The 26,620-nt window shown below is 39.1% G+C and carries 27 protein-coding genes; 7 read left to right on the top strand and 20 right to left on the bottom strand.

Features of this window, described 5'->3' with window-relative positions:
* Positions 1-20: 20 nt before the first annotated feature.
* The 8 genes from ADU73_RS02275 to ADU73_RS02310 all read right to left on the bottom strand — a co-directional run bounded on the left by ADU73_RS02275 (position 21) and on the right by ADU73_RS02310 (position 5,861).
* A complete protein-coding gene (locus ADU73_RS02275) occupies positions 21-674 on the bottom strand; it encodes an amino acid ABC transporter permease (protein ID WP_046871444.1) in 654 nt (217 codons plus the stop codon).
* Positions 675-687: 13 nt separating this feature from the next.
* Positions 688-1,326 (bottom strand): amino acid ABC transporter permease, encoded by a 639-nt coding sequence (locus ADU73_RS02280; RefSeq protein WP_046871443.1) that lies wholly within the window; start codon positions 1,324-1,326, stop codon positions 688-690.
* A complete protein-coding gene (locus ADU73_RS02285) occupies positions 1,323-2,159 on the bottom strand; it encodes a transporter substrate-binding domain-containing protein (protein WP_046871442.1) in 837 nt (278 codons plus the stop codon). Before ADU73_RS02285 ends, ADU73_RS02280 begins: the two co-directional genes overlap by 4 nt.
* 12 nt (positions 2,160-2,171) lie before the next feature.
* Positions 2,172-2,912, bottom strand: coding sequence for an amino acid ABC transporter ATP-binding protein (locus ADU73_RS02290; protein WP_046871441.1), 741 nt, complete (start codon positions 2,910-2,912; stop codon positions 2,172-2,174).
* Between the two features lie 314 nt (positions 2,913-3,226).
* Entirely contained in the window at positions 3,227-4,084 is an 858-nt protein-coding gene (locus tag ADU73_RS02295; RefSeq protein ID WP_046871440.1) for a DUF6681 family protein, read from the bottom strand.
* Positions 4,085-4,103: 19 nt separating this feature from the next.
* Positions 4,104-4,616 carry a hypothetical protein gene (locus ADU73_RS02300; protein ID WP_062913137.1) on the bottom strand — a complete coding sequence of 171 codons (513 nt, stop codon included), beginning with the start codon at positions 4,614-4,616 and terminating at the stop codon, positions 4,104-4,106.
* Positions 4,617-4,778: 162 nt separating this feature from the next.
* Complete coding sequence (locus ADU73_RS02305) at positions 4,779-5,216, bottom strand: Fur family transcriptional regulator (RefSeq protein ID WP_046871438.1); 438 nt, start codon at positions 5,214-5,216, stop codon at positions 4,779-4,781.
* A gap of 75 nt (positions 5,217-5,291) precedes the next feature.
* Positions 5,292-5,861: a nucleoside/nucleotide kinase family protein gene (locus ADU73_RS02310; protein ID WP_046871437.1), complete on the bottom strand. Its 570-nt coding sequence runs from the start codon at positions 5,859-5,861 to the stop codon at positions 5,292-5,294.
* A 257-nt stretch (positions 5,862-6,118) separates the two neighbouring features.
* Between ADU73_RS02310 and ADU73_RS02315 the strand changes: the two genes are divergently transcribed.
* The gene (locus tag ADU73_RS02315; RefSeq protein WP_046871436.1) at positions 6,119-6,298 is read left to right on the top strand and encodes a hypothetical protein; all 180 of its coding nucleotides are present in this window, start codon (positions 6,119-6,121) and stop codon (positions 6,296-6,298) included.
* A 91-nt stretch (positions 6,299-6,389) separates the two neighbouring features.
* Here the strand turns inward: ADU73_RS02315 and ltrA are convergent, their stop codons facing one another.
* From ltrA to ADU73_RS02335, 4 genes are all read right to left on the bottom strand, one after another.
* On the bottom strand, positions 6,390-7,775 hold the full coding sequence (gene ltrA / locus ADU73_RS02320) for a group II intron reverse transcriptase/maturase (protein WP_062913138.1): 1,386 nt from the start codon (positions 7,773-7,775) through the stop codon (positions 6,390-6,392).
* Between the two features lie 104 nt (positions 7,776-7,879).
* Positions 7,880-8,077, bottom strand: a complete 198-nt coding sequence (locus ADU73_RS02325; RefSeq protein ID WP_046870766.1) for a hypothetical protein — start codon at positions 8,075-8,077, stop codon at positions 7,880-7,882.
* Between the two features lie 101 nt (positions 8,078-8,178).
* Positions 8,179-8,742 carry an ECF transporter S component gene (locus ADU73_RS02330; RefSeq protein ID WP_046872505.1) on the bottom strand — a complete coding sequence of 188 codons (564 nt, stop codon included), beginning with the start codon at positions 8,740-8,742 and terminating at the stop codon, positions 8,179-8,181.
* Between the two features lie 4 nt (positions 8,743-8,746).
* Complete coding sequence (locus ADU73_RS02335) at positions 8,747-9,580, bottom strand: PfkB family carbohydrate kinase (protein ID WP_052694576.1); 834 nt, start codon at positions 9,578-9,580, stop codon at positions 8,747-8,749.
* Positions 9,581-10,449: 869 nt separating this feature from the next.
* Here ADU73_RS02335 and ADU73_RS02340 point away from each other — a divergent pair.
* Both ADU73_RS02340 and ADU73_RS02345 read left to right on the top strand, forming a co-directional pair.
* Positions 10,450-11,757: an APC family permease gene (locus ADU73_RS02340; RefSeq protein ID WP_226996051.1), complete on the top strand. Its 1,308-nt coding sequence runs from the start codon at positions 10,450-10,452 to the stop codon at positions 11,755-11,757.
* Between the two features lie 97 nt (positions 11,758-11,854).
* Positions 11,855-14,293, top strand: coding sequence for a Xaa-Pro dipeptidyl-peptidase (locus tag ADU73_RS02345; RefSeq protein WP_062913139.1), 2,439 nt, complete (start codon positions 11,855-11,857; stop codon positions 14,291-14,293).
* 20 nt (positions 14,294-14,313) lie between these two features.
* On the opposite strand, the gene ADU73_RS02350 is transcribed toward ADU73_RS02345, so the two are convergent.
* Positions 14,314-15,156, bottom strand: coding sequence for a biotin--[acetyl-CoA-carboxylase] ligase (locus tag ADU73_RS02350; RefSeq protein WP_052694575.1), 843 nt, complete (start codon positions 15,154-15,156; stop codon positions 14,314-14,316).
* 642 nt (positions 15,157-15,798) lie between these two features.
* On the opposite strand from ADU73_RS02350, the gene ADU73_RS02355 reads away from it, so the two are divergent.
* The 3 genes from ADU73_RS02355 (at position 15,799) to ADU73_RS02365 (ending at position 19,074) form a co-directional block, all read left to right on the top strand.
* Positions 15,799-17,013, top strand: coding sequence for an IS110 family RNA-guided transposase (locus ADU73_RS02355; protein ID WP_100077853.1), 1,215 nt, complete (start codon positions 15,799-15,801; stop codon positions 17,011-17,013).
* Between the two features lie 544 nt (positions 17,014-17,557).
* Positions 17,558-18,112, top strand: coding sequence for a DUF2179 domain-containing protein (locus ADU73_RS02360; protein WP_046872562.1), 555 nt, complete (start codon positions 17,558-17,560; stop codon positions 18,110-18,112).
* Between the two features lie 53 nt (positions 18,113-18,165).
* Positions 18,166-19,074: a proline-specific peptidase family protein gene (locus ADU73_RS02365; RefSeq protein ID WP_046872561.1), complete on the top strand. Its 909-nt coding sequence runs from the start codon at positions 18,166-18,168 to the stop codon at positions 19,072-19,074.
* Positions 19,075-19,138: 64 nt separating this feature from the next.
* On the opposite strand, the gene ADU73_RS02370 is transcribed toward ADU73_RS02365, so the two are convergent.
* Positions 19,139-20,686: an ABC-F family ATP-binding cassette domain-containing protein gene (locus ADU73_RS02370; RefSeq protein WP_046872560.1), complete on the bottom strand. Its 1,548-nt coding sequence runs from the start codon at positions 20,684-20,686 to the stop codon at positions 19,139-19,141.
* Between the two features lie 141 nt (positions 20,687-20,827).
* Here ADU73_RS02370 and ADU73_RS02375 point away from each other — a divergent pair, with 141 nt between their 5' ends.
* Complete coding sequence (locus ADU73_RS02375) at positions 20,828-21,205, top strand: VOC family protein (protein ID WP_046872559.1); 378 nt, start codon at positions 20,828-20,830, stop codon at positions 21,203-21,205.
* 59 nt (positions 21,206-21,264) lie between these two features.
* Here ADU73_RS02375 and ADU73_RS02380 read toward each other — a convergent pair whose 3' ends face one another.
* The 6 genes from ADU73_RS02380 to ADU73_RS02405 all read right to left on the bottom strand — a co-directional run bounded on the left by ADU73_RS02380 (position 21,265) and on the right by ADU73_RS02405 (position 26,484).
* A complete protein-coding gene (locus ADU73_RS02380) occupies positions 21,265-22,512 on the bottom strand; it encodes a glutamate-5-semialdehyde dehydrogenase (protein WP_046872217.1) in 1,248 nt (415 codons plus the stop codon).
* On the bottom strand, positions 22,509-23,339 hold the full coding sequence (gene proB / locus ADU73_RS02385) for a glutamate 5-kinase (protein WP_046872218.1): 831 nt from the start codon (positions 23,337-23,339) through the stop codon (positions 22,509-22,511). Before proB ends, ADU73_RS02380 begins: the two co-directional genes overlap by 4 nt.
* 172 nt (positions 23,340-23,511) lie before the next feature.
* Complete coding sequence (gene map / locus ADU73_RS02390; protein ID WP_046870732.1) at positions 23,512-24,327, bottom strand: type I methionyl aminopeptidase; 816 nt, start codon at positions 24,325-24,327, stop codon at positions 23,512-23,514.
* 71 nt (positions 24,328-24,398) lie between these two features.
* Positions 24,399-25,274 carry a DegV family protein gene (locus ADU73_RS02395; protein ID WP_046870733.1) on the bottom strand — a complete coding sequence of 292 codons (876 nt, stop codon included), beginning with the start codon at positions 25,272-25,274 and terminating at the stop codon, positions 24,399-24,401.
* A 4-nt stretch (positions 25,275-25,278) separates the two neighbouring features.
* Positions 25,279-25,599, bottom strand: coding sequence for a thioredoxin (gene trxA, locus ADU73_RS02400; protein WP_046870734.1), 321 nt, complete (start codon positions 25,597-25,599; stop codon positions 25,279-25,281).
* Positions 25,600-25,743: 144 nt separating this feature from the next.
* Positions 25,744-26,484 carry a TerC family protein gene (locus ADU73_RS02405; protein ID WP_062913140.1) on the bottom strand — a complete coding sequence of 247 codons (741 nt, stop codon included), beginning with the start codon at positions 26,482-26,484 and terminating at the stop codon, positions 25,744-25,746.
* Positions 26,485-26,620 lie beyond the last annotated feature (136 nt).

Consider the following 26,620-nt stretch of genomic DNA (forward strand, 5'->3'; position numbering starts at 1 on the left):
TAATCTATTATTTTTTATTTTTAAGCCAATCGTTTTTCCAAATAATGCGACAAAATTGAAAGCATATAACATACTACAAAATACATAACGGCTAAAGCCACAAACATCGGTAAAATATAATTACTGTTTTGGCCGTAAATAATTTGAGCATGATACATTAAGTCTGGTAACACAATAATTGTGGCCAAAGACGTATCCTTAATCAGTGAAATGAATTGACTCACAATGGTTGGAATCATCTTTTTTTGTGCTTGTGGTAACACGATATGCCACATTGCTTGCCAATAAGTAAGGCCATTGGCACGAGCCCCTTCCATTTGGCCAGGATCAACCGCGCCAATTCCACTACGGATTATTTCTGCCAACATGGCCGATTCAAAAATCGTCATCGCCAAAATTGAAGACCAGATTGGATTCAAACGAATTCCAATATTAGGAAGACCAAAGTAAGTGAAGAAAATAATTAACAACAATGGTAAATTACGAATTAAATCAATTACAAATCCGACAATCGCCGATAAATATTTTACATTAATATAGCGGATCAAACCTAAAATGGCGCCTAGAATATAACTGAACACAATTGAAACTGCTGAAACTTCCAGCGTAATCCATAATCCTTCAAGCAGATAATGAATATTTACCCAAGAATAAGCATTAATAAAGTTTTGCAATTTTCTTCACCTCCTAGTCTAATCGTTTTTCAAGATATCGCATATAATAACTTAATGGCATTGTAATTACCAAATATAAAATTCCAACTACAAAATAAGAATTCAGGGTATCAAAAGTCGTTGAAGCAATTGTGTTTCCTTGATACATCAAATCAAATCCTGCCACGAAGGCCAATACAGAGGAATTTTTTACTAAGTTAATAAATTGATTACCTAGAGGTGGAATCACAATCTTAAAGGCTTGTGGCAAGACAACATAGCGCATTGCTTGTGAAAATGTCATCCCGTTTGCCCGAGCCCCTTCCATTTGCCCAGGATCCACTGACTGAATTCCAGAACGAACTGTTTCTGCGATAAACGCCGACGTATAGATTGTCAGACCAATTGTTCCGGCAGTAAATCCATTTACCTTCACAAAGAACATTGGTACGACAACATAAAAGAACATGGTAATTACTAGCAAAGGAATATTTCGGAAAATTTCAATATAAACTCGCGCAATAATTCTAAGAAATTTGTTAGGAACCACTTCAAAAATGGCAAAAAGTGAACCAATAATCAGGCTGAAGAACAATGCCAAAATACTACATAACAACGTTTGACCTAGACCATAAAGGAGGTCTTGCCAATGATTCGCGACAATACTAATCATTTCTCTGCCTCCTTATAGTTAAATCCAGCAATGTTACCGAACCACTTTTTAACAATCCGATCATACTCACCATTTTCTCGTAACTGTTGGAGAGCTTGATTAATTTTATTTACAAAGGGCTTTTGTCCTTTATTAACGGCAATTCCATAGGGTTCTTTAGTGAAAGTACCACCCACAACTTGGTAGCCTGGATTTTGAGCAGCCATTCCTAAAAGGATCCCGTTATCAGTTGTAAGTGCCTCACCTTGTCCAGACTTCAAAGCCTGGAGAGCTTGTGCATAGTCCTGTAATTCCAAGACTTTAGCCTTGGGGGCGACTTTTTGGAAATTTGCAACCGAGTTAGCACCTGTAACGGCTAAAACCTGGGTCCCTTTTTTGTCTAAATCTTTAACATTTTTGATTGGACTACCCTTTTTGACCATTAATGATTGGCCGGCATTGAAATAATGATCGGAAAAATCAACCGCTTTTTCACGTGCCGGAGTAATCGTCATTGTCGCAATAATGGCATCAATATTGCCATTTTTTAACAACGGAATTCGAGTTTGACTAGAAACTTGAATAAAACTAGCTTTTCCGCTTGGGCCCAACATTTGTTTGGTAATTGCTCTAGCCATATCGACATCAAAGCCTTTAATTTTTGAATCCTTAACGTCCATCAAACCAAATAACTTGGTGTCAGCCTTTACACCCCAAACAATTGTGTTATTGCTTTCTGCAGTTTTTAAAACACTTTCATTTGACGTTGCCGCCTTTGAGCCACAACTACTGAGGATCATGACCAGTGCACATAATGAGGTCAGCAATCCTAAATATCGAATTATTTTTTTCATGCGGATCCCCCTTTAGTGCTTAATAATTTTGCTAAGAAATTGGCGTGCCCGCTCATTTGAAGGCTGCCCGTCAAAGAATTTTTCTTTTGTATCATCTTCCAAGATATGTCCATCAGCCATGAAAACAACCCGATCACCCACTTCACGTGCGAAGCCCATTTCATGAGTAACTACCAACATAGTCATGCTGGAATCTCGAGCAATATCTTTCATAACGTTCAAAACATCATCAATCATTTCCGGATCAAGTGCACTTGTTGGTTCATCAAATAAAATACACTTAGGTTCCATTGCTAAACTACGGGCAATGGCGATTCGTTGAGCCTGGCCACCGGAAAGTTGAGCGGGATAACTTTCTGCCTTGTCAGCTAACCCAACTTTGTCCAAAAGTTGCATTGCCAATTTCTTATTTTTATCCTCATCCCGTTTTAAAACAATCCGAGGAGCTAACATAATATTTTCTAAAACTGTTTTATTTTGATATAAATTAAAATGCTGGAACACCATCCCAACATTTTTACGGATTTTATTCATGTCCGTTTTCTTATCAGCCAAATCGAATCCATCAACAATCAGTTGCCCTTTGTTGATTCGCTCTAATCCATTTACTGTCCGAATAAGAGTACTTTTACCAGAACCAGATGGACCAATTAAAACAACGGTTTCTCCAGCTTCGATTGTCAGATTAACATTGTATAGTGCATGAAATTTTCCATAATACTTTTCAACATCGTGAAATTCGATCATTGACATATAAATTTCCCCTTTTTCTTCAATATACGACAATTATTTACAAAAGTAAAAATGACTGCATACGACTGTCGTGGCCGCTAAAGCTACTGGGATAACCGAATTTGAAATCTCGTTAGCATTTATTCCCAGTAAAAAAATAAATGTTCATCTTCTATTATATCAATTTTTAGGGTAGAAAAAAGAGCTTGCCAAAATTTTTTATGATTTTGATAGGCTCATTTTAATTCTTATAATTTTATAACTCATTTTATTAGACTATTTTTAAGATGTTTTATGATCATTTTTAACAACTAAATCCTTAAACAAAATCTGATTTAGTATGTTCTCCGTCTGGTTTGCGTAGCCTCGTCCTCACGTTTTTTATAAGCCATCTGAATTTTTGCTTCATAAGGAGCCTCTTCAGACATTAAACTAGAACGCCCTGCAAATTTACGCGGGCCACCAATTAAAACAGCTTGTGCCAAATATAATTCATACTGCTTTTTAGCACTGAAGTAATCAGATAATCCGACACTGGCTACCCGGCCAATTCGCATCAAATTCATCTGGTTCATTCCGGCATAGATATTTGCTTCACTATTTTCTTCTCGAAGCTCAAAATACGGAAATGGCATTCCTTCACCAATCGCATTCATTTCAGTTTCATTGGAACTTTGTAAATGGTCCAAAATTTCATCATCCGAAAGGCCACTATAATCTGCCACAACAAAATTATTTCGAATCATTTGATCCGCAAGAACTTGAATATTATGTGTTTCGCGTTGATTCGATTTAATGGTGGCTGGCAAGATCGAATTCTTTTCAAAAATTCCTGTCGAAGGGACAACAGATTGACGACCGCGATTGCCACGGCTACGCAATCTTTCGTTTTCTTCTGCTTCGCGTGGCTTTCCACCCAACAACTTCTCTATTTTGGGTGAAATATCAAAGGGCGCCTTCTTGGTCGTGAAATAATAATAAATATTCATGATCAAAAAATAGAGGAAAATTAGGAAAACGGCAATGAACCCTAGGCCTCGCACCCAACGACCATTTTCGAAGAAACGGTAGGCCAAATATAGCATATAAAAATTCCCGATAAATCCGATGACTGTATAAATGCGATTTTTAAGTTTTAGGTTGATATTGATATAGCCTAAATAATGGTTGATCATATCGATGATTGAAAACAAGTCTGATCACTCCTCCTCTCTACTCACCCGTATTATCCTGGGTAGTTGTTGCTGTACTGCTAGATGCTGTTGGACTAGAAGCTTTAGTGGTCGTTGAACTAGCCGCACTAGAAGATGTTGATGTTGCGCTCGAACTATTTGCTCTTGGCGTTGATGAATTATTGTTAGAAACAGCCTTGCTACTTGTAGAAGCAGAAGAAGTATTATCTGCACTACTTTGCGTATCACTGCTAGATGAACTACTCTCATCCGAAGATACACTGGAACTGTCATCACTGGAACTGTCATCACTGGAACTGTCATCACTGGAACTGCTACTATTCTCTTTTTTGCTACTATCGTCCGAACTCTCTTTTTTTGAAGAGGAATTGGTAGAATCCGATTTTCGATTTTCTGATTCAATCTGTGCACTTGTAGATCCACCATCCGTTGTGCCAGTCACTTTATTTACCACCACGTTTGTGGCACTTAAAGCAATTAAAATACTCACAATGGCAAACGGCGTGATAAAAGGTGGTGTTCGATAGGCCATAACATTTCTCCTCCCATTTATTTCTTAGTTATTTAAATTTTAACAAATTAAACCTCGCTTGCATCTAAAAAATTAAAATCATAGTAATTCTTTACAATATATTATTTGAATATTAAAGATAAAAAAAGTCCTCAAGTTAATAGTTCCGTCAACCTGATGAACTTATGCCTGTTGCTTTTGTGCACAATCTGCACATAACCCATATAGCTCAAACCGATGGCCAGAAATCTGATAGCCTGGCAATTGTCGTTCAAAGAAATCTAATGGACACATTTCAATTTCTTCTACTTTGCCACAGTTTGTACAAATAAAATGATGGTGGTGCTGTTGAGTCACATCACACTGATACTTAACTTGAGCATGTTCACCTTGAATAATTTGTTCTACCAACCCAATGGATTCAAATTCCTTTAAGTTACGATAAACCGTATTATGACTCATTTTTGGATAGTACGTTCGCATTTGTTCATCAACTTCGGTCACATCAATATATTTATTTTCATGTTGCGTCATGATTTGAATCAACGTTTGCCGCTGCTGGGTTATTTTTAAGTTGTTTTGTTTTAAGATTTCAATTGCAGCCGTTAATTTAGTATCCATATTTATTCCTCTAATCCTAAATAGTAATAATTACTCTTTATGAAAGTTTAGCATATTTAATGCAAACTTGATAGATTATTGTTTGGCTACGGTTGCTTGTAATTTCCCGATAATCCTGTCTATTTGTTTCTGAGCTTCTTGCCACTGATCATTTAAAATAACGTGAGCTTTTCCTCGAAGCTCTACAGGTAATTGAAGATCGCGTTGATATTCCTCACTTGCAAGCCGCTGTTCAACCATTTTGGTATCATCCCCACGTTTATGCAGCCGTTTAGCTAAACTTCCTTGTTCTGACACGGTCATATACAAAACAACCACCTGCGTACCCAATTTTTCCACGTAAGTAATGGCCCCTTTTGTATCTAACACGATGCTTGCCAGGGCATTGCGTTGCCATTCTCGTTCCAATCCTTCATATGAAGAACCATAATGATACCCAGCATAAACCACGTTCTCAAGATAATGATTATCAAAAAAACTTTTATCCGTTTCAAAATAATAATCTTTTCCAGAAACCTCATCTTTACGAGCTGGACGCGTTGTATGGGTTATCACCTTTGGAATTCGATAATAAGTTTTTAAATAGTCACTTACAGTTGTTTTACCGGTTCCGGTGGCCCCAGTAATGACAATGATTTTATTCATCAGTTTTTCACTCCATAGTTATATCATTTGTCTTTTATTGTAACATGCTGTAGAATAAAAAAATAAAGTTAGATGTAAGCGATTTCTAAAATTTTCTGAAATCTTTTCAACTTAATAAAATAAAACGTGTTTAAAAGCTGTTTCTTGGAGTGATCACTTAGATAACCAAACAATTCTCAACTGAATTATTAGAGTTTCTAAGCTGACTTCGCCAGATAAGTGACTTTTTTGACACAAAAAGAAGGAGGGTCAACATTATGACCTTTGAAAAATATAGCCACAACTGGTTCAGCATTGCTCTTGATACGGAAAAACAAGTTTTTATCGCAAACGACAAAGCTGACCCAACTTTCGAAGCCACTGGAATCACCATTGAATCAGCCGTTCAAAATTTAAAAACAATTATGGCCATTCAAGGCAATTTACAGGATGCTTAATCTATTAATCGAGTAGGAGGTAGTTGATTAATTCAACTACCGACCTCTCACACCACCGTACGTACGGATCCGTATACGGCGGTTCAGTAATTTAAGCACTTTGAATGAACTGGAGTGTCTTGGTTAGATTCATTAATCCAAGGCGTTCCAGTTTTTCATTTGTTAAGGTATATAACAAGGTTTTACTATGCGCTGTACGCCAGTAACCCTTACGGGTATTGGCAGACTTAACCGCATCACTTGTAGATAATCCTAATCGTTTCAAGTTATTTATCTTTGTCTTGGTCTTCTTCCACTGTTTCCAGATATACTGCCGTATACGAGACCTTAACCATTTGTCCAATGTCTGAATAAAAGTAGTCATCTTTCCAACAGAAAAATATTGGATCCAGCCGCGCATCTTTTGCTGAATTTCTTGAAATATCTTGTCAGTTGACACCCCACGATTGCGCTTAGTAATTTGCTTAAGCGCTTGCTTAATTCTAAGCTTGGGTTCTTTGGCTGGTCGTACATAAGCACCACCATGTCCGACTCCCAATGAAAATCCTAAGAATTTTAGTCGTAGAGGTGATCCAACCTGTGTCTTCTTTTGATTGACCGTTACTTTTAGTCGACCTTCCAGAAAATTAGAGATACTTTCAAGAACTCGTTGCCCAGCTCGCTGACTTTTAACGTAAATATTACAGTCATCCGCATATCGGACAAATTTATGGCCTCGTTTTGTCAATTCTTTATCAAGTTCGTTCAAATAAATGTTGGCTAACAATGGTGAAAGTGGACCTCCTTGGGGAGTTCCTTTTTCACTGCTTTCAAATAAGCCATGATTCATGACCCCACTGGTTAAAAATCGACGAATCAATTTTGTTAACCATGGATCATTCACGTATTGTTCAATGAACTTAATTAATAAATCGTGGTTCACAGTATCAAAGTACGCTTTTAGGTCTAGGTCAACCACTCGGTGAAATCCTTCGTTATAAAATGAAACGACCTGTTTAATGGCTTGTTGGGCACTTCTTCCTGGACGAAAACCAAAACTACTCTCTGAGAACGCTTGCTCAAACACTGGGCTCATAACTTGGGCTACCACCTGTTGGACCATACGGTCAACAACTGTCGGAATTCCTAATTTACGGGTACCTCCGTTGGGCTTGGGAATCTCTACTCGTTTAACCGGCGCTGGTTTATATGTGCCATTTGCTAGTTGTTCAAGTAGCTCTTTCCGGTGTTCTTTCAGGTATGGCAAAAGGTCTTCAACGGTCATGCCGTCTAAACCAGCTGCTCCTTTATTCTTGGTCACCCGTTGATAGGCTAAATTCAGATTATTTCGGGCTAAAACCAAGTCTTGAAACTTAATGCCACTCATTCTTGTATTTTCACCAGAGGCAGTGCTACGCGCCCCGATATGCTCTTGGTCTTCCAGACCTGCCATCCATCGGTGGTCAGCTATTTGTTCTGTTTTCTGCGATTTTCGCACTGCTTCCACCTCCAATATCAATTACGAGTTATTACTGTTCGGTCCTTCGTTCACTTCGTGGACTACTATGACCTCGGCTGACTCCTGCATTACTCAACATTCCATCACTGAAGTGCTTGTCTTTGTGGAACATAACGTTCCTCTTGTCGGAAACGTGTAATACAGGTCTCCCCGGGTAAGAACGCTAACTTTCGTACCATCTCACCGTTGGCTTTACCGTCATGACTTCGAGTAGTATCGGACTTCAGTTTGTTAGGCAACCTTATCCAGTCATTTCGGCCTTGTAGCCACTTCTTGTTCATCGGTGCAGTACTTCGCCTGCGGCTTCCTTCGGATTCCACTTCACAGTGGACACCCTTGCCATTGGCTCATGGTTCCGACTACTACGGCCCATAACGGACTTTCACCGCCTAGTTAGCGCCCATGCCGGGCGCACCAAAATCTTTTTCAGTGGATAATAAAGAATTATCACTAACACAAACGTTGTAATGGAGTTAACAATGGTCGCGGGTTCACTCGCAAGTGCGCCAACTACTGCCGCATGTAATTGCATCCCCTCATATGCCACGCCCTCAATAACCGAGTTTCCAAATGACGTAAAAAGTTTTGTAAATCCCGCAGCAAATGCCACAACCGCGATATGCCATTTTTGCGTATCATCACGCCTAAACAAACGGAACACAAGTGTTACCACTGCAGCCACAATGATCACTTCAATAATTGTTAGATACGCGGTGCTTGCGTACCCATGCGTAACATCAAATAATCCTAAACCAATTGCTCCAGCCAACGAACCATATCCGAATCCCAAAAACATAATTGCTAATGCGGTTAAAGCATTTCCAAAATGAACAAATGGACGGCCAATCATGGCTGGAATTGGAATTTGAAATACAGAAATGCCAATAAAAATAATTGCGGCAAATAATGCCGTCTCAACAATTTTTCGTAATTGATTATTATGCATAATACTAACTCCCCTTGTATGCTAATATTTTTGGAAAAACCGTTTGTAACCGGACTCCCATCCGTGAATCTCGTGAAGTGCGCTTGATCGTATCAACAACCGCTTCAGTTGTCCACTGATTGGCAAGTGTTAAAGCCGTCTCAAACGATTCTTTATTTAAAATAAACCCAAATACCAAACTTGAAAAAAGATCCCCGGTTCCAAAATAATCCCCGGTAATTTTCTTTGAAGATACATATTTGATCTTTTGATGACTCATAAAAACAGTCCCAATTTGGTCATCACATTCAATTCCAGTGATTGCCAACTTTATAACTTCAGACTTTTGGGTTAATTCATTCAAAATATCGGTTAAATTTGCTTTGGTCAGTTGTTCAGGAATTTGACGATGAAGTAATAAACAGGCTTCCGTAAGATTGGGCAAAAACACATCTGCTTTTTGACTCAACTGTAGATAATCTTCTACAACTTCTGTTGGCATTCTGGAATACAACTTTCCATGATCAGCAAAAGCTGGATCTAACACCAGCAAACTAGGCAAATTTATCCTTAACAAGTTGTCTACTTCATGATAGACCTGATTGCTATTGCCAAGATAGCCAATCAAAAAATTATTAAAATGAACGGCAGCTTTCTCCCAGTGCTGATAAAATTTTGGAATTGCTGCTTCCATGGACACAGTGGCCGGTTGTCCATAGCCACCAGTGTGCGTGGATAACAAAACTGAGGGAAGAATCGCTGGTTGCTCGTCAAATAGGGTCACGATTGGAACAGCAATACTCATAGAAACCGAACCGACCGTAGACAAATCTTCAATTAATAACGTTTTATTTGCCAATTCAGCTATCCCCCATCCATATCTTCACCTATACTTTAATTTTTCTCATTATACCATGAAGACGAGTGGTGACTGGTGAAATTCAATTTTTAAACTGCACTAAGAAATTAAGTTTTCAGGGACTAAACCGTATTTTTTAGATTTACTTTTTCTGCTAGGCAGTAGGACAACTCCACAAGTCAGCAGTAAATATTTAAACAAGGTTCCCGGCAGGATGCGATCCGCCTCCACCTCGCTACTTCTCTCTGTCTTCTTCCCACTGGGCAGTAGGACAACTCCGAAAAACAGTTAGGAAAATATAAGCACGCTTACACTACTCCACGCGTTGGTGATTTTCGTCCCGAAAATCTTTATGTTCCGTACGTTGTCGATTCTTGTGGCTTAAGATCGCCGCAAGAACTCGCAGCGGGATTGCGATCCCGCCTCCATCGCGCTGCTCCTCTCTGCTTTTTTCTGCTAGGCAGTAGGACAACTCCACAAGTCAGCTGTAAATATTTAAGCAAGGTTCCCGGCAGGATGCGATCCCGCCTCCACCTTGCTACTTCTCTCTGTCTTCTTCCCACTGGGCAGTAGGACAACTCCGAAAAACAGTTAGGAAAATATAAGCACGCTTACAGCGGGATTGCGATCCCGCCTCCATCGCGCTTATATTTTCCTAACTATCGTTTTTCTCCGTTCACTTTTCTTTTTCTCATTGACTTTTAATATTTTTCTGGATATAGTCTAATAAACTGGTTACAGTTTGATTTTTCTAAATTTAGGAAGTGTTGTGTATGTCATTACGCGGACGTATTTTCCGCAAAGAAAGTCGCGATCGGTACATTGAACGCGATAATCGCTTTGAAAAAACTATGAACGGGTGAGATTTAATTGCCCTTGGCATCGGTGCCGTTATTGGTACTGGAATCTTTATTTTACCCGGCACGGTTGCTGCAACTAAAGCTGGTCCTGCTATTATTCTTTCCTTTGTGGTTGCTGCCATCGTTTGTTCCGTTGCTGCCATGTGTTACGCAGAATTTTCTTCGGCGTTGCCAGTTGCCGGCAGTGCCTATTCGTATGGAAACGTCGTGTTTGGTGAAATTGTTGGTTGGATCCTAGGTTGGGCTCTCATTTTGGAGTACGTCCTGGCCGTGGCCGCCGTTTCTACTGGTTGGTCGGCTTACTTCAGTTCATTTATATCTGGATTTGGTTTACATATTCCTAAAGCTTTATCTGGTCCATTTGACCCTGCCCATGGCACTTACATCAACATTGTGGCCGTTCTCATCGTTTGTTTAATCGCTTTGTTTCTATCTAAAGGATTAAAATCTTCCCTTCGGATTAATAACATTATGGTGATTGTCAAACTAGTAATCATTGTCCTATTCCTCTTGGTTGGTGCCTTTTATGTAAAGCCATCCAACTGGCATCCCTTTATGCCGTTCGGTGTCAAAGGCATGTTCCAAGGTGCTTCGACCGTTTTCTTCGCTTACCTTGGTTTTGATGCCGTTTCATCATCGGCAGCTGAAGTAAAAGATCCCGATCGCAATATGCCATTTGGAATTATTGGCACATTAATTATCGCAACTGTTCTCTATATTGGCGTTTCCATCGTCCTTACCGGGATGATTTCATACACAAAGCTAAACGTTGCAGATCCCGTCGCCTTTGCCTTACAAGCCGTTAATCAAAATTGGTTGGCCGGCCTTTTATCCTTGGGTGCATTGGCCGGGATGACCACTATGATGGTAACGATGATCTTTAGTAGTTCACGATTAGTTTATTCAACGGGTCGTGACGGATTGCTTCCCAAGACCCTTGGTAAAGTCAGTGCTAATCATTCACCGCTGCATGCCATGACCGTTGTCACAATTGTCATTGCCATTCTTGGTGGTTTGGTCCCATTAGATCAGCTAACTAACCTTGTAAATATTGGAACGTTAATCGCTTTTGCCGTTGTTTCATTTGGGATTATTCCGCTTCGTAAACGAAAAGACATTCCCAATCATGGCTTTAAAGTGCCATTCTATCCTGTGCTCCCCATCATTTCTGGACTCATGTGTATTTTCTTGATGACTACCTTGTCCAAAGAAACATGGATTGCCTCTCTAATCTGGTTTGCCTTAGGTCTATTGATCTACTTTACTTACGGAATTAATCATAGTCAGTTGGCCCAAAAAGATAATTCAGAAAAATAAATTAGATCATTAAAAATTAATTAGTAAAATCACCTCCGAATAGTTGCAGAATGGCGTATAATTGGTGCCATACAACTTTTCGGAGGTTTTTTATATTATGAAAAATAATCAATTTGCTATTGAGCCAGTGGACCGAGCCACGGAGCTTAAAGAATTACTTGCTTCTCACTTTATTGATGACACAATCGATCAATTAAACGATCCATTAGCTGTTTGGCAGGAGCTTTTACACAAAACAACTCTTGAAGCAAAAAACGAAACGGTATTCAAACAAAAATTAAATAATTATTTAGCTACCCCAGAAACAACTTTGGGAGACTTCTTAGATTCCCACCAACCACTTACAAACGACATTTTCTATCGCGTCGCTTTGCAACTACTTGAATTTGATGTCGGCAACGATTTTAAACTTGAAGATCCAATTCAAGCAATGAAACAAATCAAGCTACCAATTGTTGGCGAGCCAATCAAAACCAAGGCAGACTTGTTACATGCTTGGTATTTACTGCTTTGTACCCACACCAAAAATGGCCAAACTTATTTAGATAAGCTTGCTCAAGCTGGTTACTTTGTTCCTTTCTATGAAAAAACGACCGAACCATTATTTTTTAATGGCAAGGCTCAGGCTGTCTTTGACCCCCATCAATTAATCCGTGATGTTGTTTACGTTGAAGCCCCTTTAGATACTGATGAAGACGGTAAACGTGATCTCTTAAAAGTGGAAATCTTACGTCCTAAACAAACGCAAGATGGCTATCGGGCTCCCGTTTTATATACGGCTAGTCCTTATAATCAGGGAATTAACGATGAAGCTGGTGATGCGGCCATGCATAATGTTGATGTCCCTTTGGCGGCTAAAGAACCTAACCACCTTACTTACAAAGATATTCATTATCAAGAGACACCCAAAGAATTACCTGCCAAACGCAAAATTGCCGGTGAACAACAAGAAGCCGACGAAACGTTTGCGATGGAGGCTCCTTATACTTTAAACGATTACTTCCTAACTCGCGGTTTTGCAGTCGTTTATGCAGCAGGCATTGGCACCAAAGATTCTGATGGCATTCGCGCCACCGGTGCTGTATCTGAAACCGTTTCAACCATTGCTGTTATTGAATGGTTAGCCGGTAATCGCACAGCATTCACTAATAAAACCGATAATATCGAAATCAAGGCTTGGTGGTCCACCGGTAAAATTGCCATGACTGGTCGTTCTTATTTAGGAACTTTGGCTGTGGCAGCTGCAACAACTGGCGTCAGTGGACTAAAGACCGTGGTTTCTGAAGCAGCCATTTCAAGTTGGTATGACTATTATCGTGATGGTGGCTTAGTTGCTGCGCCTGACACATTCCAAGGTGAAGATATGGATGTGCTCGCAACCGAAGTATTCAGTCGTATGCAAAAACCAGGCGATTACTTAAAGATCAAAGATTTCTTTGATCAAGTCTTACAAACCATGGCCAAAGATCAAGATCGTCAAACTGGAAACTACAGCCATTACTGGGACGAGCGTAATTATGTAAACAACGTTAAAAACATTAAGGCTGATATGATTATGGTGCATGGTTTAAATGATTGGAACGTTAAACCACGTAACGTGGGCAATCTTTGGAACGCCTTACGAGATGCGCCAATTACTAAGAAATTGATTTTGCACCAAGGTCAACATATTTATATCAATGCTTTCCGTTCCTTGGACTTCACTGACATGATGAATCTTTGGTTTAGTCATGAACTCTTTGGCCTAGATAATCATGCGGAAGATTTATTGCCCGATGTTTTAATTCAAGACAATGTGCAACCAGAAACTTGGACAAGCTATGCAGATTGGCAAGCACCAACCGATAAAAAACAAGCTTTCAATTTTGAAGCCAAAGAATTGGTACCGGAAACCGTTCCAGTTCGCACAGCTGCAGCTTCGTTTAGCGATCATCTCGATCCCGAAATATTTGATTTCTATAAAAAGCATCTAAACGTTTGGGAACGTGATTTACTTACCACCAATCACGACACCAAGGGTGAAAATCAGTTGCGGGATAACCGATTGATTTTCAAAACCAGTCGGTATGATGAGGACACCTACATTGATGGTTCCGTTCAACTAAAGATTCGGGTGGCGGTTAACGAACCATTTGGCATGTTAAGTTTTCAACTGGTTGATTACGGTGATGCTAAACGATTGACGGTTAGCCCAACCATCTTGGCATCTAAATCGTTAAGTGGTGCCTACGATTGGCGGCGTGATAATCTTCGTGAATTTACTTTGCAAAAAGAGGCCACTCCTTGGAAGATGATTACAAAAGGTCATATTAATCTTCAGAATCGTCACAATGCTTACCAAGTGGACGAATTAAAGGCAAATGATTTTTACGATCTGACAGTTGAGTTGCAACCAGCCTTCTACCACCTGTTGGCCGGTCATCAGCTTGGTCTAGTTGTTTACGCAACTGACTTTGCCACAACTGTCCGTGGTAACCAAGAATTACAATACTCGTTACAAATTAATCAGTGTAAAATAACTTTACCAATCAAATAGATAAAAAAGCGCTCGGAATATTAATTTCCGAACGCTTTTTTTATTGGCCGCACATGCACAATTTCCCCACTCGAAATCTTTAGCTGTTCTTGATCCGTTTGGAGAATTAATCTCCCCTGTTCATCAATGGTGTTAACCACACCACTGACCGTCCTGTTTTGAAATTGGACCTGAACTTGCTTGCCAATTACAGATGATAGTTGTCGATACTGATCCATAAAATCGGCACTTTGATACGTTTTTAAATATTCAAAAAAGCTGGTTACAAAATCCGCCACAAAATCTGTTTGATCAGGAATGATTGGCTCTTTGCTTAATGAAGTAGCAATTTGTTGAATGGCATCCGGAAAAGACTTTGTGTACAAATTTACACCAATCCCAATAACCACCCCAGATAACTGATTAGTCATGGGATCCGTTATTGCTTCGGCCAAAATACCCCCAACTTTTCGGTTGTTCCAAATTAAATCATTGACCCATTTAATCTGGAGTTTAACGGGAAAATGTTTTTGAATTGCTTCTACACTCGCCACGGCTGTCATCGTCGTCAGTAATCCGGGATTAAAAGTTTCACCGACTACCGGAATTAAGAAACTAATATATAACCCACTATCTTCTGGAGAATAAAAATCTCGATTTAGGCGTCCATACCCGGCCGTTTGATGATTTGCCATAAAAACTTGCGGTTGGGTAATACGCAAAAGATTTCGACCCACACGTTTGGCCTCGGCATTCGTTGAATCGATCTGATCAAACGTATGAATTTCTATCTTGAAACCTGCCGATAAGATTTTTTCTTGAAGCTTTTTAAGATTAAATTTGATCGTAAAAACTTCCCCTACTATTTTCTCTAATCTTACCAATTAGTCATGGGAAGGACAAGTTATCAAAATTTGTGTAAAGTAACATTTACTTAATAACTTTCTGCCTTCAATCTATTGCATCTCAGGACTTTCCTTTGGTATACTTTCCTAACTAAAGGTTGAAAGTACAAAATCACATTCAATTGCTTGATACAAAAACGTTCATGGTAACAAAATTAGATTAAAATACCATCTTTCAGCAAATCTGGGCCGGAACGTAGTGCGACTTCTTGCGGCTAATTTTGCCACAAGAATCGACAGCGTATGGAACTATAGCGGGTTTTCGGTACGAAAACCGACCTTTACGCGTAATAGTGGGCACGACTTAGAGCCGAAATACCCGTCTCTAAGCTCGGCCTTTATCTAAACGAAAACCGTTAAGATAAACGGACTAACATTAGTGGTGAATCATAATTCGACGAAATTATGATTCACCACTTTTTCATTCTGTTAAAGTGGTAATGAAGTTGACATGTCGAAGTGTCATTTGGCGCATCATACGATGACGTCGCAAGATAAATTGGCAACTTCATTTGGTTCACCAATAAGCTCGCTCGAAGTCCGTTGGCTACTAAAAGTCGTGTATTGAAAATTGAGATGAGTGAATCGATGAATACAACTTTGATAAGGTGGTGTTTAAATATGATTGATATCGAAATCATATTTGGCATAGATGTAAGTAAACATAGTTCAAATGTAGCAATTTTAGCCGATGACAGTGTCATTAAAGAATTCAAGATAACTAACGATCGTATAGGTTATGAAACCCTTGATGACGCTCTTAATAGCTTTAAGTCACCCAAGGTAATTTTTGAATCTTCTGGCATCTATTCACGAAGTATTCGTGCCTTTTTACAGAGAAAAAATTGGATTTATACCGAGATTAATCCTTTGGCGGCCAAGAAAGATATGGATGGTTTTCGTCACAATAAGAATGATCAGCTGGACGCAGTAGCATTAGCCACTGCAATGGCACACTATCATTATCAATCGACGTTCAGAGAAGCAGGCGTCTATGAAGAACTGCATGATTTAGAGCGAACCTATCAAGAGTTCAACGAAGATCTCGTGCGAGCCAAGAATCGATTGCATAAGAACCTGCAGCTCACTTTTCCTGAAGTTGAACAATTTATAAGTACAACAGATGGTACTTTATATTGGCACGTTGTACAGCAGTTTCCGCATCCAACTTTCGTATTAGAAACTAAACTATCAGAATTAGCGCAACTAATTTTAAAAGCGACACTCAAGAACATGAGTGAAAAACGAGCGCTTGGCTTAGCCGAGCACCTTAAAGAATTAGCAAACAAATCCGCTCCGGCGGTTAGTAGCGATGCGTGTGCGGTTAGCTCTGTCGTTTACCTAGCTGGTGAAGTAGAGCGTCTCAATGATAAAAAAGACGAAATTATTAGAGAAATGTCCCAAATTTCAGTATCACTCAATGAGATTCCTATCCTGCAATCAATTCCAGGATTTGGCATTAAAACAGCGGTTTGCCTTCTAGCCGAACTTGGCGATATTAGTCGATTCCATAGTTCTAATGCCATTAATGCATATATCGGAATTGACTTAATTCAATATCAATCTGGAGACTACGAAATGGGACAGCACATCCGAAAACGTGGAAATTCATACGCTCGAAAAATATTGTTCAAAGCTGTTTTGAATATGGTGTGTGCTGCTAAATATCATCCCTCCAACGTCAGTATTCTTTATCAACGCAAAAAGCAATCTTCCAGTGAAACCCACACTAAGAAGATTGCCATAGCAGCGATGGGACGGCTCATTAGAACCATCTACCACCTAATTAAGAATAATGAATTGTATGATTCCAGAAAGTGCCTACCACAACACTAATACACAATTCATCTAAACTGATTATAGCACCTCAAAAAATTTAAATACCTGAGGTGTTTTTTGGCGTAGCCTAAATATTAATTTCTCAGTCCAAAAGTAGCAATCTTAAGCTAAGAATAAATAAATAGTTAACAGAGTTACTGATATCAAAGGTTTCTCTTGACTAATGGTAGAAAATGACACTACTGGGCCCATTTGCTTCCAGACTGAATCAGGTATTAAAACTAATTATATCTAACACAAAAGTTGTTATAGAAACAGTCATTGAGCTATCTAAAGACAACGACTTCCCTAGTTCGGAGGCGTTTTGGCCTCAGGGGTGAAATTTATCTTAGCGATTTTTGCTTAGATAAAGGTCGAATTTGAAGACAAATGATCTGCTTGGCTTCAAATCGTGCCCACCCCGTTCCAGGCCAAGTGAGCCGTAGAACGACAATTAACCTAATTTTTGTGGATTAAGCCGTTTAATAGCAGTAACTGAAGTCATTTTTGTACTTTCAACCTTTAGTTCCTACTATTAAAATTTCTGAAAGAAGGCTCACCTATGAATTATCAACAACTTGCACTTATTTTTATTCTTAGTTTCGCTTACATTACTATGAACACCATTCGGACCCTTTTAGAAATGAAGGGGTATAAACTCTTGGCTTCCTTACTTTCAATTGTTGAAATTGTCACTTATGTGGTGGGCCTAAGTTTAGTATTAAGCAAACTCAATAACGTTTGGAATATTGCTGCCTACGCACTTGGCTATGGCGCCGGGATTTACTTTGGAACCTGGTTGGAAGACCGACTCCGCCTTGGTTTATTAAATGTAAATGTCATCTTACCTAAAACCGATGAAAGTAAACAATTTGCTGAAACTATTCGCGAAGAAGGCTACGGGGTAACCGTCAAAAACGCTCAAGGACGCGAAGGTGCCCGTTTGGAGTTTGAAATTTTAACTCCTCGAAAACGAGAACAACATCTCTATAGTTTTATTGAAGCTAATAATCCAGACGCCTTCATTATTTCCTACGAACCTAAATTTATTAAAGGTGGTTTCTGGCGCAAAAAATTACGAAAACGGGTCCAAAATCAGAACCGAAACATTGAGTAGTTGGCTTACTTTTGCTAGAATAAGGTTTAACTAAAACGAAATAGGGTGATCTGGTGAAACAAGGAACAAAGATTTTAACGTTGAACAATGGATACCATTTATGGTCTCACACAGATGGCGAAGATAGTCAGATTCATTTGTTGGCCTTACATGGTGGCCCTGGTGGTACCCATGAATATTGGGAAAATTTTCACGATGAGCTTAAGAAACAAGGCTTAAATGTGCAGGTTCATTACTATGACCAATTAGGATCATGGTATTCTGACCAACCTGATTATTCTGATCCAAAGATTGCGGCTAAGTATTTAACTTATGATTATTTCTTGGGTGAAGTTGAAGAAGTTCGTCAAAAATTAGGAATCGACCACTTCTACTTAATTGGTCAGTCTTGGGGCGGTGCTTTAACCATGCTCTATGCTTTGAAATATGGCAGCCACTTGAAGGGTGCCATTATTTCTAGCATGGTTGATAATATTGATGAGTACTTGGAACATCAAGATGCAATTCGTGATGAAGCTCTCTCACCTAAAGATGCACAGTTCATGCGGGATTGTGAAAAGAATGGTGACTGGCATAACGACCGCTATCAAGAACTCGTTGAAGTTTTAAATGAGGGCTATGTTGATCGTAAACAGCCACCAGCAATCTCTCACTTAGTTGACACAATGGCTGTCCCCGTTTACAACGCTTTCCAAGGTGACAATGAATTTGTTGTCACTGGCAAACTAAAAGAATGGGATATCCGCGATCAAATTCACAAGATCAAGGTCCCAACGCTGTTAACTTTTGGTGAGCATGAAACAATGCCACTAAAATCAGCCCAACGGATGGCACAAACCATTCCAAATTCACGATTGGTCACAACACCAAATGGTGGTCACCACCATATGATTGATAACGCCCCTGTTTATTTCAAACACTTGGCTGATTATCTGCGTGATGTGGAAAGTGGTAAATTCTAGAACACGTTTCAGGAATAAATTTGAGAGTCACAAAAAACCTGCAATTTTTTTGCAGGCTTTTTGTTTACTTATCAATTCGTAATTTTTCAACGTTTAATTCTTTATCAATCCAATCGGTATAAAACCCATCTTCATGACTGACAACAATCAAATTACCCTTAAATCTTTGCAGTGCTTCACTCAGTGCTGCCTTAGTTTCGTCATCCAAATGGTTCGTTGGTTCATCCATAATCAAGAAGTTTGATTCAACTAATTCCAATAAACAAATTTTAACTTTAGTTTGTTCACCACCGCTTAAAATGCTCATGGATTTCTGTGTATCTGCCGCGTTTATTCCACACTTCGCTAATTTTGTACGAATAGTTCGGGGCTGCATATCCGGATACACATTTTGAATCGTTTGTAATGGCGTTAATTCAGGACGATCCCAAACTAATTCCTGGCTAAAATAGTTAACCTTTGCAGATGGCGAGAAAACTGTCGTACCACTCAAAGCGGGAATCTTCCCCAAAATTGATTTAATTAAGGTTGATTTCCCAGCCCCATTAAATCCTGAGAAGGCAATTTTTTCTCCCGCTGTCAAACTAAACGTTACCGGTTCCAACAACTGTCTTTTACCATAACCCACTGCCAACTTTTTAACAGTCACTGAATTTTGCGAACCCGTTTCTAAATAAGGAAAATCAAAGTGAGAAAGTAAATTTTCACTTGGTGGATCCACCCGATCAATATGTGACAACATCTTTTCTCGCGATTTTGCCATCGTTGAATGTGAGCCAGCCTTGTTTTTTCGAATAAACTTCTCAGCTTTTTCAATCACAACCTGTTGTTTTTCAAAGGCTTTTAATTGAGCTTCTTTACGAGCCTCTTTTTGTCTCATCGCTGATTTAAAATTACCCCGATACTTTGTAATTTTTCCGAAAGCCACATCACAAATACAATTGGTAACTTCTTGTAAGAAATCATAATCATGAGAAATGACCACAAAAGCCCCGGTAAAATTAGTTAAATAGTTTTCCAACCACTCGATGTGAGCCGTATCCAAGTAGTTAGTCGGTTCATCCAAAAGTAAAACGTCGGGATTTTGGAGAAGGAGTTTTGCCAAAATGATTTTTGACCGTTGTCCACCACTCATTTCACTAACAATATGGTCTCTGCCAATATCATCTAACCCTAAACCGCTCATCACACGCGCAATTTCCGTATCAATTTCATAAAAATTGTTTGCTTCCAGAGTTTCCTGAATCCGACCCGCTTTCTCAAGTAACTCATCATCCAAGTTTTCAGCATATTCGGCATAATCTTTATCCATGCGATCCTTCAACTCAAACAAATGCGCATAGGCCGTTGTTAAAAATTGATAAAGCGTATCGCCCGCCGGAATGTCTGCGTACTGATCCAAATACCCATAAGTCACTTTATTCTGCCATTTAATCGAACCTTCATCAGACAAAATGGCTCCTGTTAATATCTTGATTAACGTACTTTTTCCAGCACCATTTTGGCCAACAATCCCCATATGATCTTGTTTATTGAGGTCAAAACTAGCGTCGTCGTACAATTTTTTATCTGCAAATCCGTGTGATAAGTTTTCAACTGCTAATATACTCATAATTCTCACTTTCTATCCGTTCCATAAATATCCATCATCAACCGTATCACAAACGCCTAAACAGCGTCAACTGCGGCCCATTCACAAATGGGAAATATGCTATACTATTGTTAATTATACTCAGTAAGGAAGTTTTCTATTATGAATGTTCGTGAAATTGATCATCTTGTTCTAACCGTTGCCGATATCGAAAAGAGCCTTCGCTTTTATCACGAAGTCTTTGACATGCCAATCCTGACATTCGATGACGATCGCAAAGCAGTTCTCTGTGGCAAACAAAAAATTAATTTTCAACTCAGCAACCACCCGCACAATCCGGTAGCTACTTACCCGACGCCAGGATCCGCTGATCTTTGCATCGTTGTGAAAGATAAAATGCCTGAAGTAATCAATCATCTTAAAAGTTACTACGTTGATATCATTGAAGGCCCCGTTCAAAAAACTGGTGCACATGGGAAACTGACGTCAGTGTATGTCCGTGACCCAGATGGAAATTTAATTGAGATCAGCAATTACTAATTTAGTTTTTCAATAATAAAAAGTTTTTGGCTTAAAATAAGTCAAAAACTTTTTTAGTATTATTTTCTTACTTGTCCATTCCCACGCACAACATATTTAGTCGATGTGATTTCGTTTAAGCCCATTGGTCCACGCGCATGTAACTTTTGGGTACTAATCCCAATTTCAGCTCCGAATCCAAATTCAACGCCATCCGTAAACCGCGTTGACGCATTTACATAAACAACGGCGGCATCGATTTCTTTGGTAAACCGCTCGCTATGCGCATAATTATTCGTAATAATTGCTTCACTGTGTTTCGTATTATAACGATTAATATGGGCAATTGCTTGATCTAAATTGTCCACCACTTTTATTGCCATGATATAGTCGTTGTATTCTGTTCCCCAATCCGCTTCGGTTGCTAAACTAATTTCTGGTAAAATTGCTTTAGCGCGTTCGTCTCCACGTAAATCAACATTAAAGGGTTTCAAAGCCTTGGCAACCATAGGCAATAATTTAGCCGCAACTGCTTGGTTGACAACTAGCTTCTCCATAGCGTTGCAGACTGATGGTCGTTGCGTTTTGGCATTAACGACGATATCGGTGGCCATTTGTAAATCAGCCCCCTCATCAACATAAACATGACAATTTCCGGCGCCAGTTTCAATTACAGGGACTTTGGCTTTTTCCACAACCATCTTGATAAACTTCGCACTCCCACGCGGAATTAAAACGTCTAAATAATCGGTTAATTGCATCAAAGCGGTGGCCGTTTCATGGGAAGTATCGGTAATTAATTGGATGCTATCTACCGCAACTTTTTCCGCCTGCAATGCCTGACGTAAAGCAGCAACTAAGGCTTGATTAGAACTAATGGCCTCTTTGCCACCTCTTAAAATAACGGCATTCCCGGATTTAAAAGTTAATCCGGCAGCATCTACCGTTACATTTGGTCGTGCTTCATAAATCATGCCAATCACGCCTAAAGGTACTCGGACCTGAGAAATTTCCAACCCTGCTTCGGTCGTCCAACCTTTCAATACTTCGCCAATTGGATCCGCTAAATCGGCAACCTGTTCCAATCCAGCTGCCATACTATTGACACGAGCATCGTCCAATTGCAAACGATCCAACATCACCTTACGCACACCATTTTTCTCAGCATTTTGCATGTCAATTGCGTTGGCCTTTAGAATTTCGGGAGTGGCCTGCCGAACTTGGTTGGCCATTGTTTTTAAAACCCGATTTTTCTTCACGGTTGATAATTGAGAGAGTCTTTGTTCTGCAGCTTGAGCTCGTTTACCCATTTCCGTCAAAGTCATCATACTAATCCTTCTTTCGTAACCGTTTGTTCTGGGGCGAAAAGGGTTCCCACCGGTTCACCAGCCAAAATATTATAAATGATCCTGGGATTCTCACCATTGGCCAAAACCATTTTTTGATTATTACTCAAAATTCGTTTTGCCGCCTTTAATTTGGTTACCATCCCACCAGTCCCAAACTTGGTTCCACGACCACCAGCGGATTGAATAATCGTACTGTCAATGCTCGTCACGGTATGGTACAACTCTGCGTTGGGATCCGTTAACGGATTACTAGAATAAAAACCATCAATGTCGGATAACATAATCAACAAATCAGCATCAATTAAATCAGCCACAACTGCAGATAATTGATCGTTGTCGCCAAATTTTGTTTTATGATCTAATTCATCAACAGAAACCGTATCATTTTCATTCACAATTGGAATTACATTTAACTTCAACAATTCTTGGAAAGCATTAAAAACATTCTTTTTGCTCTGAGGATAAACCAGCACATCACGCGTCAATAACATCTGCGCAACGGATTTACCATAATTTTGAAATTCACGCTCGTATATACCCAGTAATTCTCCTTGGCCGACTGAGGCCACAGCCTGTTGCGCTGGAATTGTTTCCGGACGCTTGGTCAATCCAAGTTTGCCCATTCCGACACCAATTGCTCCCGAAGAAACTAAGACAACTTCTTTACCCTGATTTTTTAAATCACTGAGGACAAAAGCTAGGCGTTCAATTGCCCGTAAATTTAATTGACTTGTATTTTGATACAATAAGGAACTTGTCCCAATTTTAATCACGATCCGTTTTGCTTCTAAATTTCTTTTATTCATGCTGCCACCATTTTCATTTAATAAATTTCATATCAGAATGTTCTACACGCGTACTATCATACCGGAATTTGTGGGTTTGTCCAAATATTCGTCCTTTATCACCCAACTTCATTTTTGGATACAAAAAAATTGGCTACTTGAAAAGTAAGCCAATTTTTTATTTATTCAGATATTATTTTAAAATTTTAGCATCAAAATCTGGTTTCAATAGGTACTTGGCATCAAATTCAGGATCCTGAGAAGTTAAAATCTTGGGACCATCATTTGTCACTACCAACGTATGCTCATACTGACAACTTAAGCTACCATCCATGGTTGTCACTGTCCAACCATCAGGAGCAGAAGTATCACAACGCCAATCGCCCGTGTTAACCATGGGTTCAATGGTAATGGTCATTCCAGCCTTTAAACGAAGACCATGACCAGCATCCCCATATCCAGGTACCATGGGATCTTCATGCATTGTTGGCTGAATACCATGACCAACGAACTCACGAACATCACCAAAGCCATTTTCATCTTCAATATAATGTTGCATCACATGACCAATATCACCAATGCGGTTACCAGGAACAGCAGCATCAATGCCAAGGTACAATGCTTTCTTTGTGACATCCATCAATTTTTTGACTTCATCACTCACATTCCCCACGGCATATGCCCAGCATGAATCTGACATGTAACCATCAACACTGACCACAGTATCAACCTTAACCAAGTCGCCATCTTTTATGAGCAAGTCCTTGCGAGGAAAACCATGACAAACTTCGTTATTAACGCTCACACAAGTTGCATATTTATAACCTTCAAAGCCTTTTTCTTCGGCTTTCGCATTATTTTCTGCAAGGTAACGAACGGCAAACTTCTCGATATCCCAACTGGAAATGCCTGGTTTGACAATATCCCGTAACCCAATATGCATGCCAGCGAGCACGGCGCCAGACTTTTGCATACCTTGTATTTCACGTTCTGATTTTAATGTAATCATTTCTATATCTCCCAATTTTTTAGTTCCACAATTCTATCTTAGCACAAGTCACTCAGTTGGTTTAGTTGCAATTAATCATCTGTAACCATTGTTTTCCAATCAGGCGCCCAAACAAGTCCCATCGATTTATATCCAGCGTGCACGCCTAAAAATGGGCCAATTTTTCCTGCTTCAATTTTTGCATGTGGATAAGCTGAACTCAGTTCGTCACACCACTGCTTATTTAATTCAGAATTGTCAGCGTCCAACACACTAATTCGCACATTATCAGTCTGATTTTGCATATCAGAATCTAATCGTACTTTAGCTTTTTTAAAGGCTCGGTTCATTCGATGGGCATTGGTTACTAATTCCAAACGGCCCGCCTCATTAAAGGTCAAAATCGTTCTCGTACTAAGGATTGCACCGATAAAAGGAGAACGACTCATAATTCGACCTGTATTAGATAACGCACGCATATTGTAGACGATTAACAAAAAATGAGTCGCTTTCTGTAATTCAGTTACTTTGCTCAAAATGTCATGAATTGAATAATCTTGAGAAACTAACTTAGCGGCGAGTAAAGCCAAGTTTCCTTCTGCTGCACCGGCAAGTTTGGAATCAACCGTATACACATCCAAATCCTTCACGGATGGCGCAAAAGCTGCCAGGTTTGAGATAAATCCACTTAATCCACCTGAAATTCCAAAACAAATTGCAGCCTGATAGCCTTCACTGGCTAATTTCGTGAAAACACTTTGCATTTCGCTCATTGCCACCTGTGAAGCAGTTGGCACAGTTTTGTCATTTCTGAGTCGTTCATAGAATTCGGTTGAAGTTAAATCAACCCCCTCACGATACAAATGATTACCAAATAGAATCGGTTGATTAATAACAACCAAATGATATTGTTTTACCAATTCGTCAGGAATATATGCGGAACTATCGATCACAATCGCTGTTTTCATCTTGTCACCTTGTCTCCACTTTGGAATCCAGATACTTTGCTAATTTATCTTTTGGGTAATACCCTGTCACTTTTTCAACTGCTTTTCCATCTCGAAATAAAACAAGTGCAGGAATACTCATAATTTTATACTGCTCCGCAATTTCCTGTTGATGATCAACATTTAGCTTAGCAAATTTAATTTTTCCTTCGTAATCAGTTTCAAGCTGATCTAAAACAGGTTCTAACATCTTGCAAGGCCCACACCAAGGAGCCCAAAAATCGACAAGTGTGAGTCCATTTTCAGTTTCTTTATCAATATTATAGCTTGTGATGGTAACAGCCATATTACGTTCCTCCGTTTTTAAAACTTACGTGTGAATTATAGCATATTAAGCAAAACAAGTTGATAGTTATGAACCCATAAGTGCAATGCAAATTCATAACTAGCTTACCGGGTTAACTTACACAAAAGCGCAGCTATTCTAATTTCAGTGCGTTTTTCGAACGCGTAAGAAATGAATAATCAAAGTAGCTACTACTGCTAATAATACAATTAATGCGAATAGCCCAGACGGAATTTCCCAATCAATCATTGGAATAGACACAAATAATTTCACACCAATAATTGCGATCAACACATAAGCCATTGTTTCCAGTTCCGGAATCTTGCGCATCATCTTCATAATCACTTCAGCAATTCCCCGCATACATAAAATTCCAATCATCCCCCCAATAAGGACAACAACTGGATTTGATGAAATCGCCAGAGATGCTAAAACAGAATCTACAGAAAAAATAATATCCATCATTTCAATTTGGATTACGACTGACCAAAATAAGGATAAATGGCCACGTTTTTTTACGGTTTTTTTTATTGTTTTATTTGTTTTACTCTTTTTGGGCACGAAGTAGCGATAAACCATATAAAATAAATACAGTGCACCAATGATTTTAATTTCCCAAAGGTGAATCAGATAAGTTCCAATTCCAATTACCAAAAATCGAAAAATATATGCTCCCCAAATACCATAAAATAAAGATTTTTCACGTTCTTTAACAGTTGGTAACGTCTGAGTTTGTGCAGCTAAAACCACAGCATTATCAACGGATAGCAAGCACTCAATCATGATTAACGATAAAATAATCATCCAATCACTGCTGGATGTTAAAACATTTTCCCAGTTATGGGGGTCAAAAAAAGGACCATATAATTTTGAAATTAATTGCACATCGCTGCACTCCTTTCATGAGTAGAATCATACCACATCAATTAATATTCTTTCAAAAAACAAATTGTTTATTTTTACTGCATAGACGGCGACGTTTTAATGAACTAAAATTAAGTTAATTTAAAGATTTTAGAAT

The organism is Pediococcus damnosus, assembly GCF_001611155.1.
Classification (GTDB): Bacteria; Bacillota; Bacilli; order Lactobacillales; family Lactobacillaceae; genus Pediococcus; species Pediococcus damnosus.

Excerpts from the sequence above, each read along its gene's own strand:
- ADU73_RS02360 (WP_046872562.1), top strand. The coding sequence starts at position 17,558 with ATGAATTATCAACAACTTGCACTTATTTTTATTCTTAGTTTCGCTTAC.
- ADU73_RS02380 (WP_046872217.1), bottom strand. The coding sequence starts at position 22,512 with ATGATGACTTTGACGGAAATGGGTAAACGAGCTCAAGCTGCAGAACAA.
- ADU73_RS02280 (WP_046871443.1), bottom strand. The coding sequence starts at position 1,326 with ATGATTAGTATTGTCGCGAATCATTGGCAAGACCTCCTTTATGGTCTA.
- ADU73_RS02395 (WP_046870733.1), bottom strand. The coding sequence starts at position 25,274 with ATGAAAACAGCGATTGTGATCGATAGTTCCGCATATATTCCTGACGAA.
- ADU73_RS02305 (WP_046871438.1), bottom strand. The coding sequence starts at position 5,216 with ATGGATACTAAATTAACGGCTGCAATTGAAATCTTAAAACAAAACAAC.
- ADU73_RS02310 (WP_046871437.1), bottom strand. The coding sequence starts at position 5,861 with ATGAATAAAATCATTGTCATTACTGGGGCCACCGGAACCGGTAAAACA.
- ADU73_RS02315 (WP_046871436.1), top strand. The coding sequence starts at position 6,119 with ATGACCTTTGAAAAATATAGCCACAACTGGTTCAGCATTGCTCTTGAT.
- ADU73_RS02345 (WP_062913139.1), top strand. The coding sequence starts at position 11,855 with ATGAAAAATAATCAATTTGCTATTGAGCCAGTGGACCGAGCCACGGAG.
- map (WP_046870732.1), bottom strand. The coding sequence starts at position 24,327 with ATGATTACATTAAAATCAGAACGTGAAATACAAGGTATGCAAAAGTCT.
- trxA (WP_046870734.1), bottom strand. The coding sequence starts at position 25,599 with ATGGCTGTTACCATCACAAGCTATAATATTGATAAAGAAACTGAAAAT.
- ADU73_RS02370 (WP_046872560.1), bottom strand. The coding sequence starts at position 20,686 with ATGAGTATATTAGCAGTTGAAAACTTATCACACGGATTTGCAGATAAA.
- ADU73_RS02300 (WP_062913137.1), bottom strand. The coding sequence starts at position 4,616 with ATGGCCTATCGAACACCACCTTTTATCACGCCGTTTGCCATTGTGAGT.
- ADU73_RS02285 (WP_046871442.1), bottom strand. The coding sequence starts at position 2,159 with ATGAAAAAAATAATTCGATATTTAGGATTGCTGACCTCATTATGTGCA.
- ADU73_RS02330 (WP_046872505.1), bottom strand. The coding sequence starts at position 8,742 with ATGCATAATAATCAATTACGAAAAATTGTTGAGACGGCATTATTTGCC.
- ADU73_RS02290 (WP_046871441.1), bottom strand. The coding sequence starts at position 2,912 with ATGTCAATGATCGAATTTCACGATGTTGAAAAGTATTATGGAAAATTT.
- proB (WP_046872218.1), bottom strand. The coding sequence starts at position 23,339 with ATGAATAAAAGAAATTTAGAAGCAAAACGGATCGTGATTAAAATTGGG.
- ADU73_RS02355 (WP_100077853.1), top strand. The coding sequence starts at position 15,799 with ATGATTGATATCGAAATCATATTTGGCATAGATGTAAGTAAACATAGT.
- ADU73_RS02325 (WP_046870766.1), bottom strand. The coding sequence starts at position 8,077 with ATGAACAAGAAGTGGCTACAAGGCCGAAATGACTGGATAAGGTTGCCT.
- ADU73_RS02375 (WP_046872559.1), top strand. The coding sequence starts at position 20,828 with ATGAATGTTCGTGAAATTGATCATCTTGTTCTAACCGTTGCCGATATC.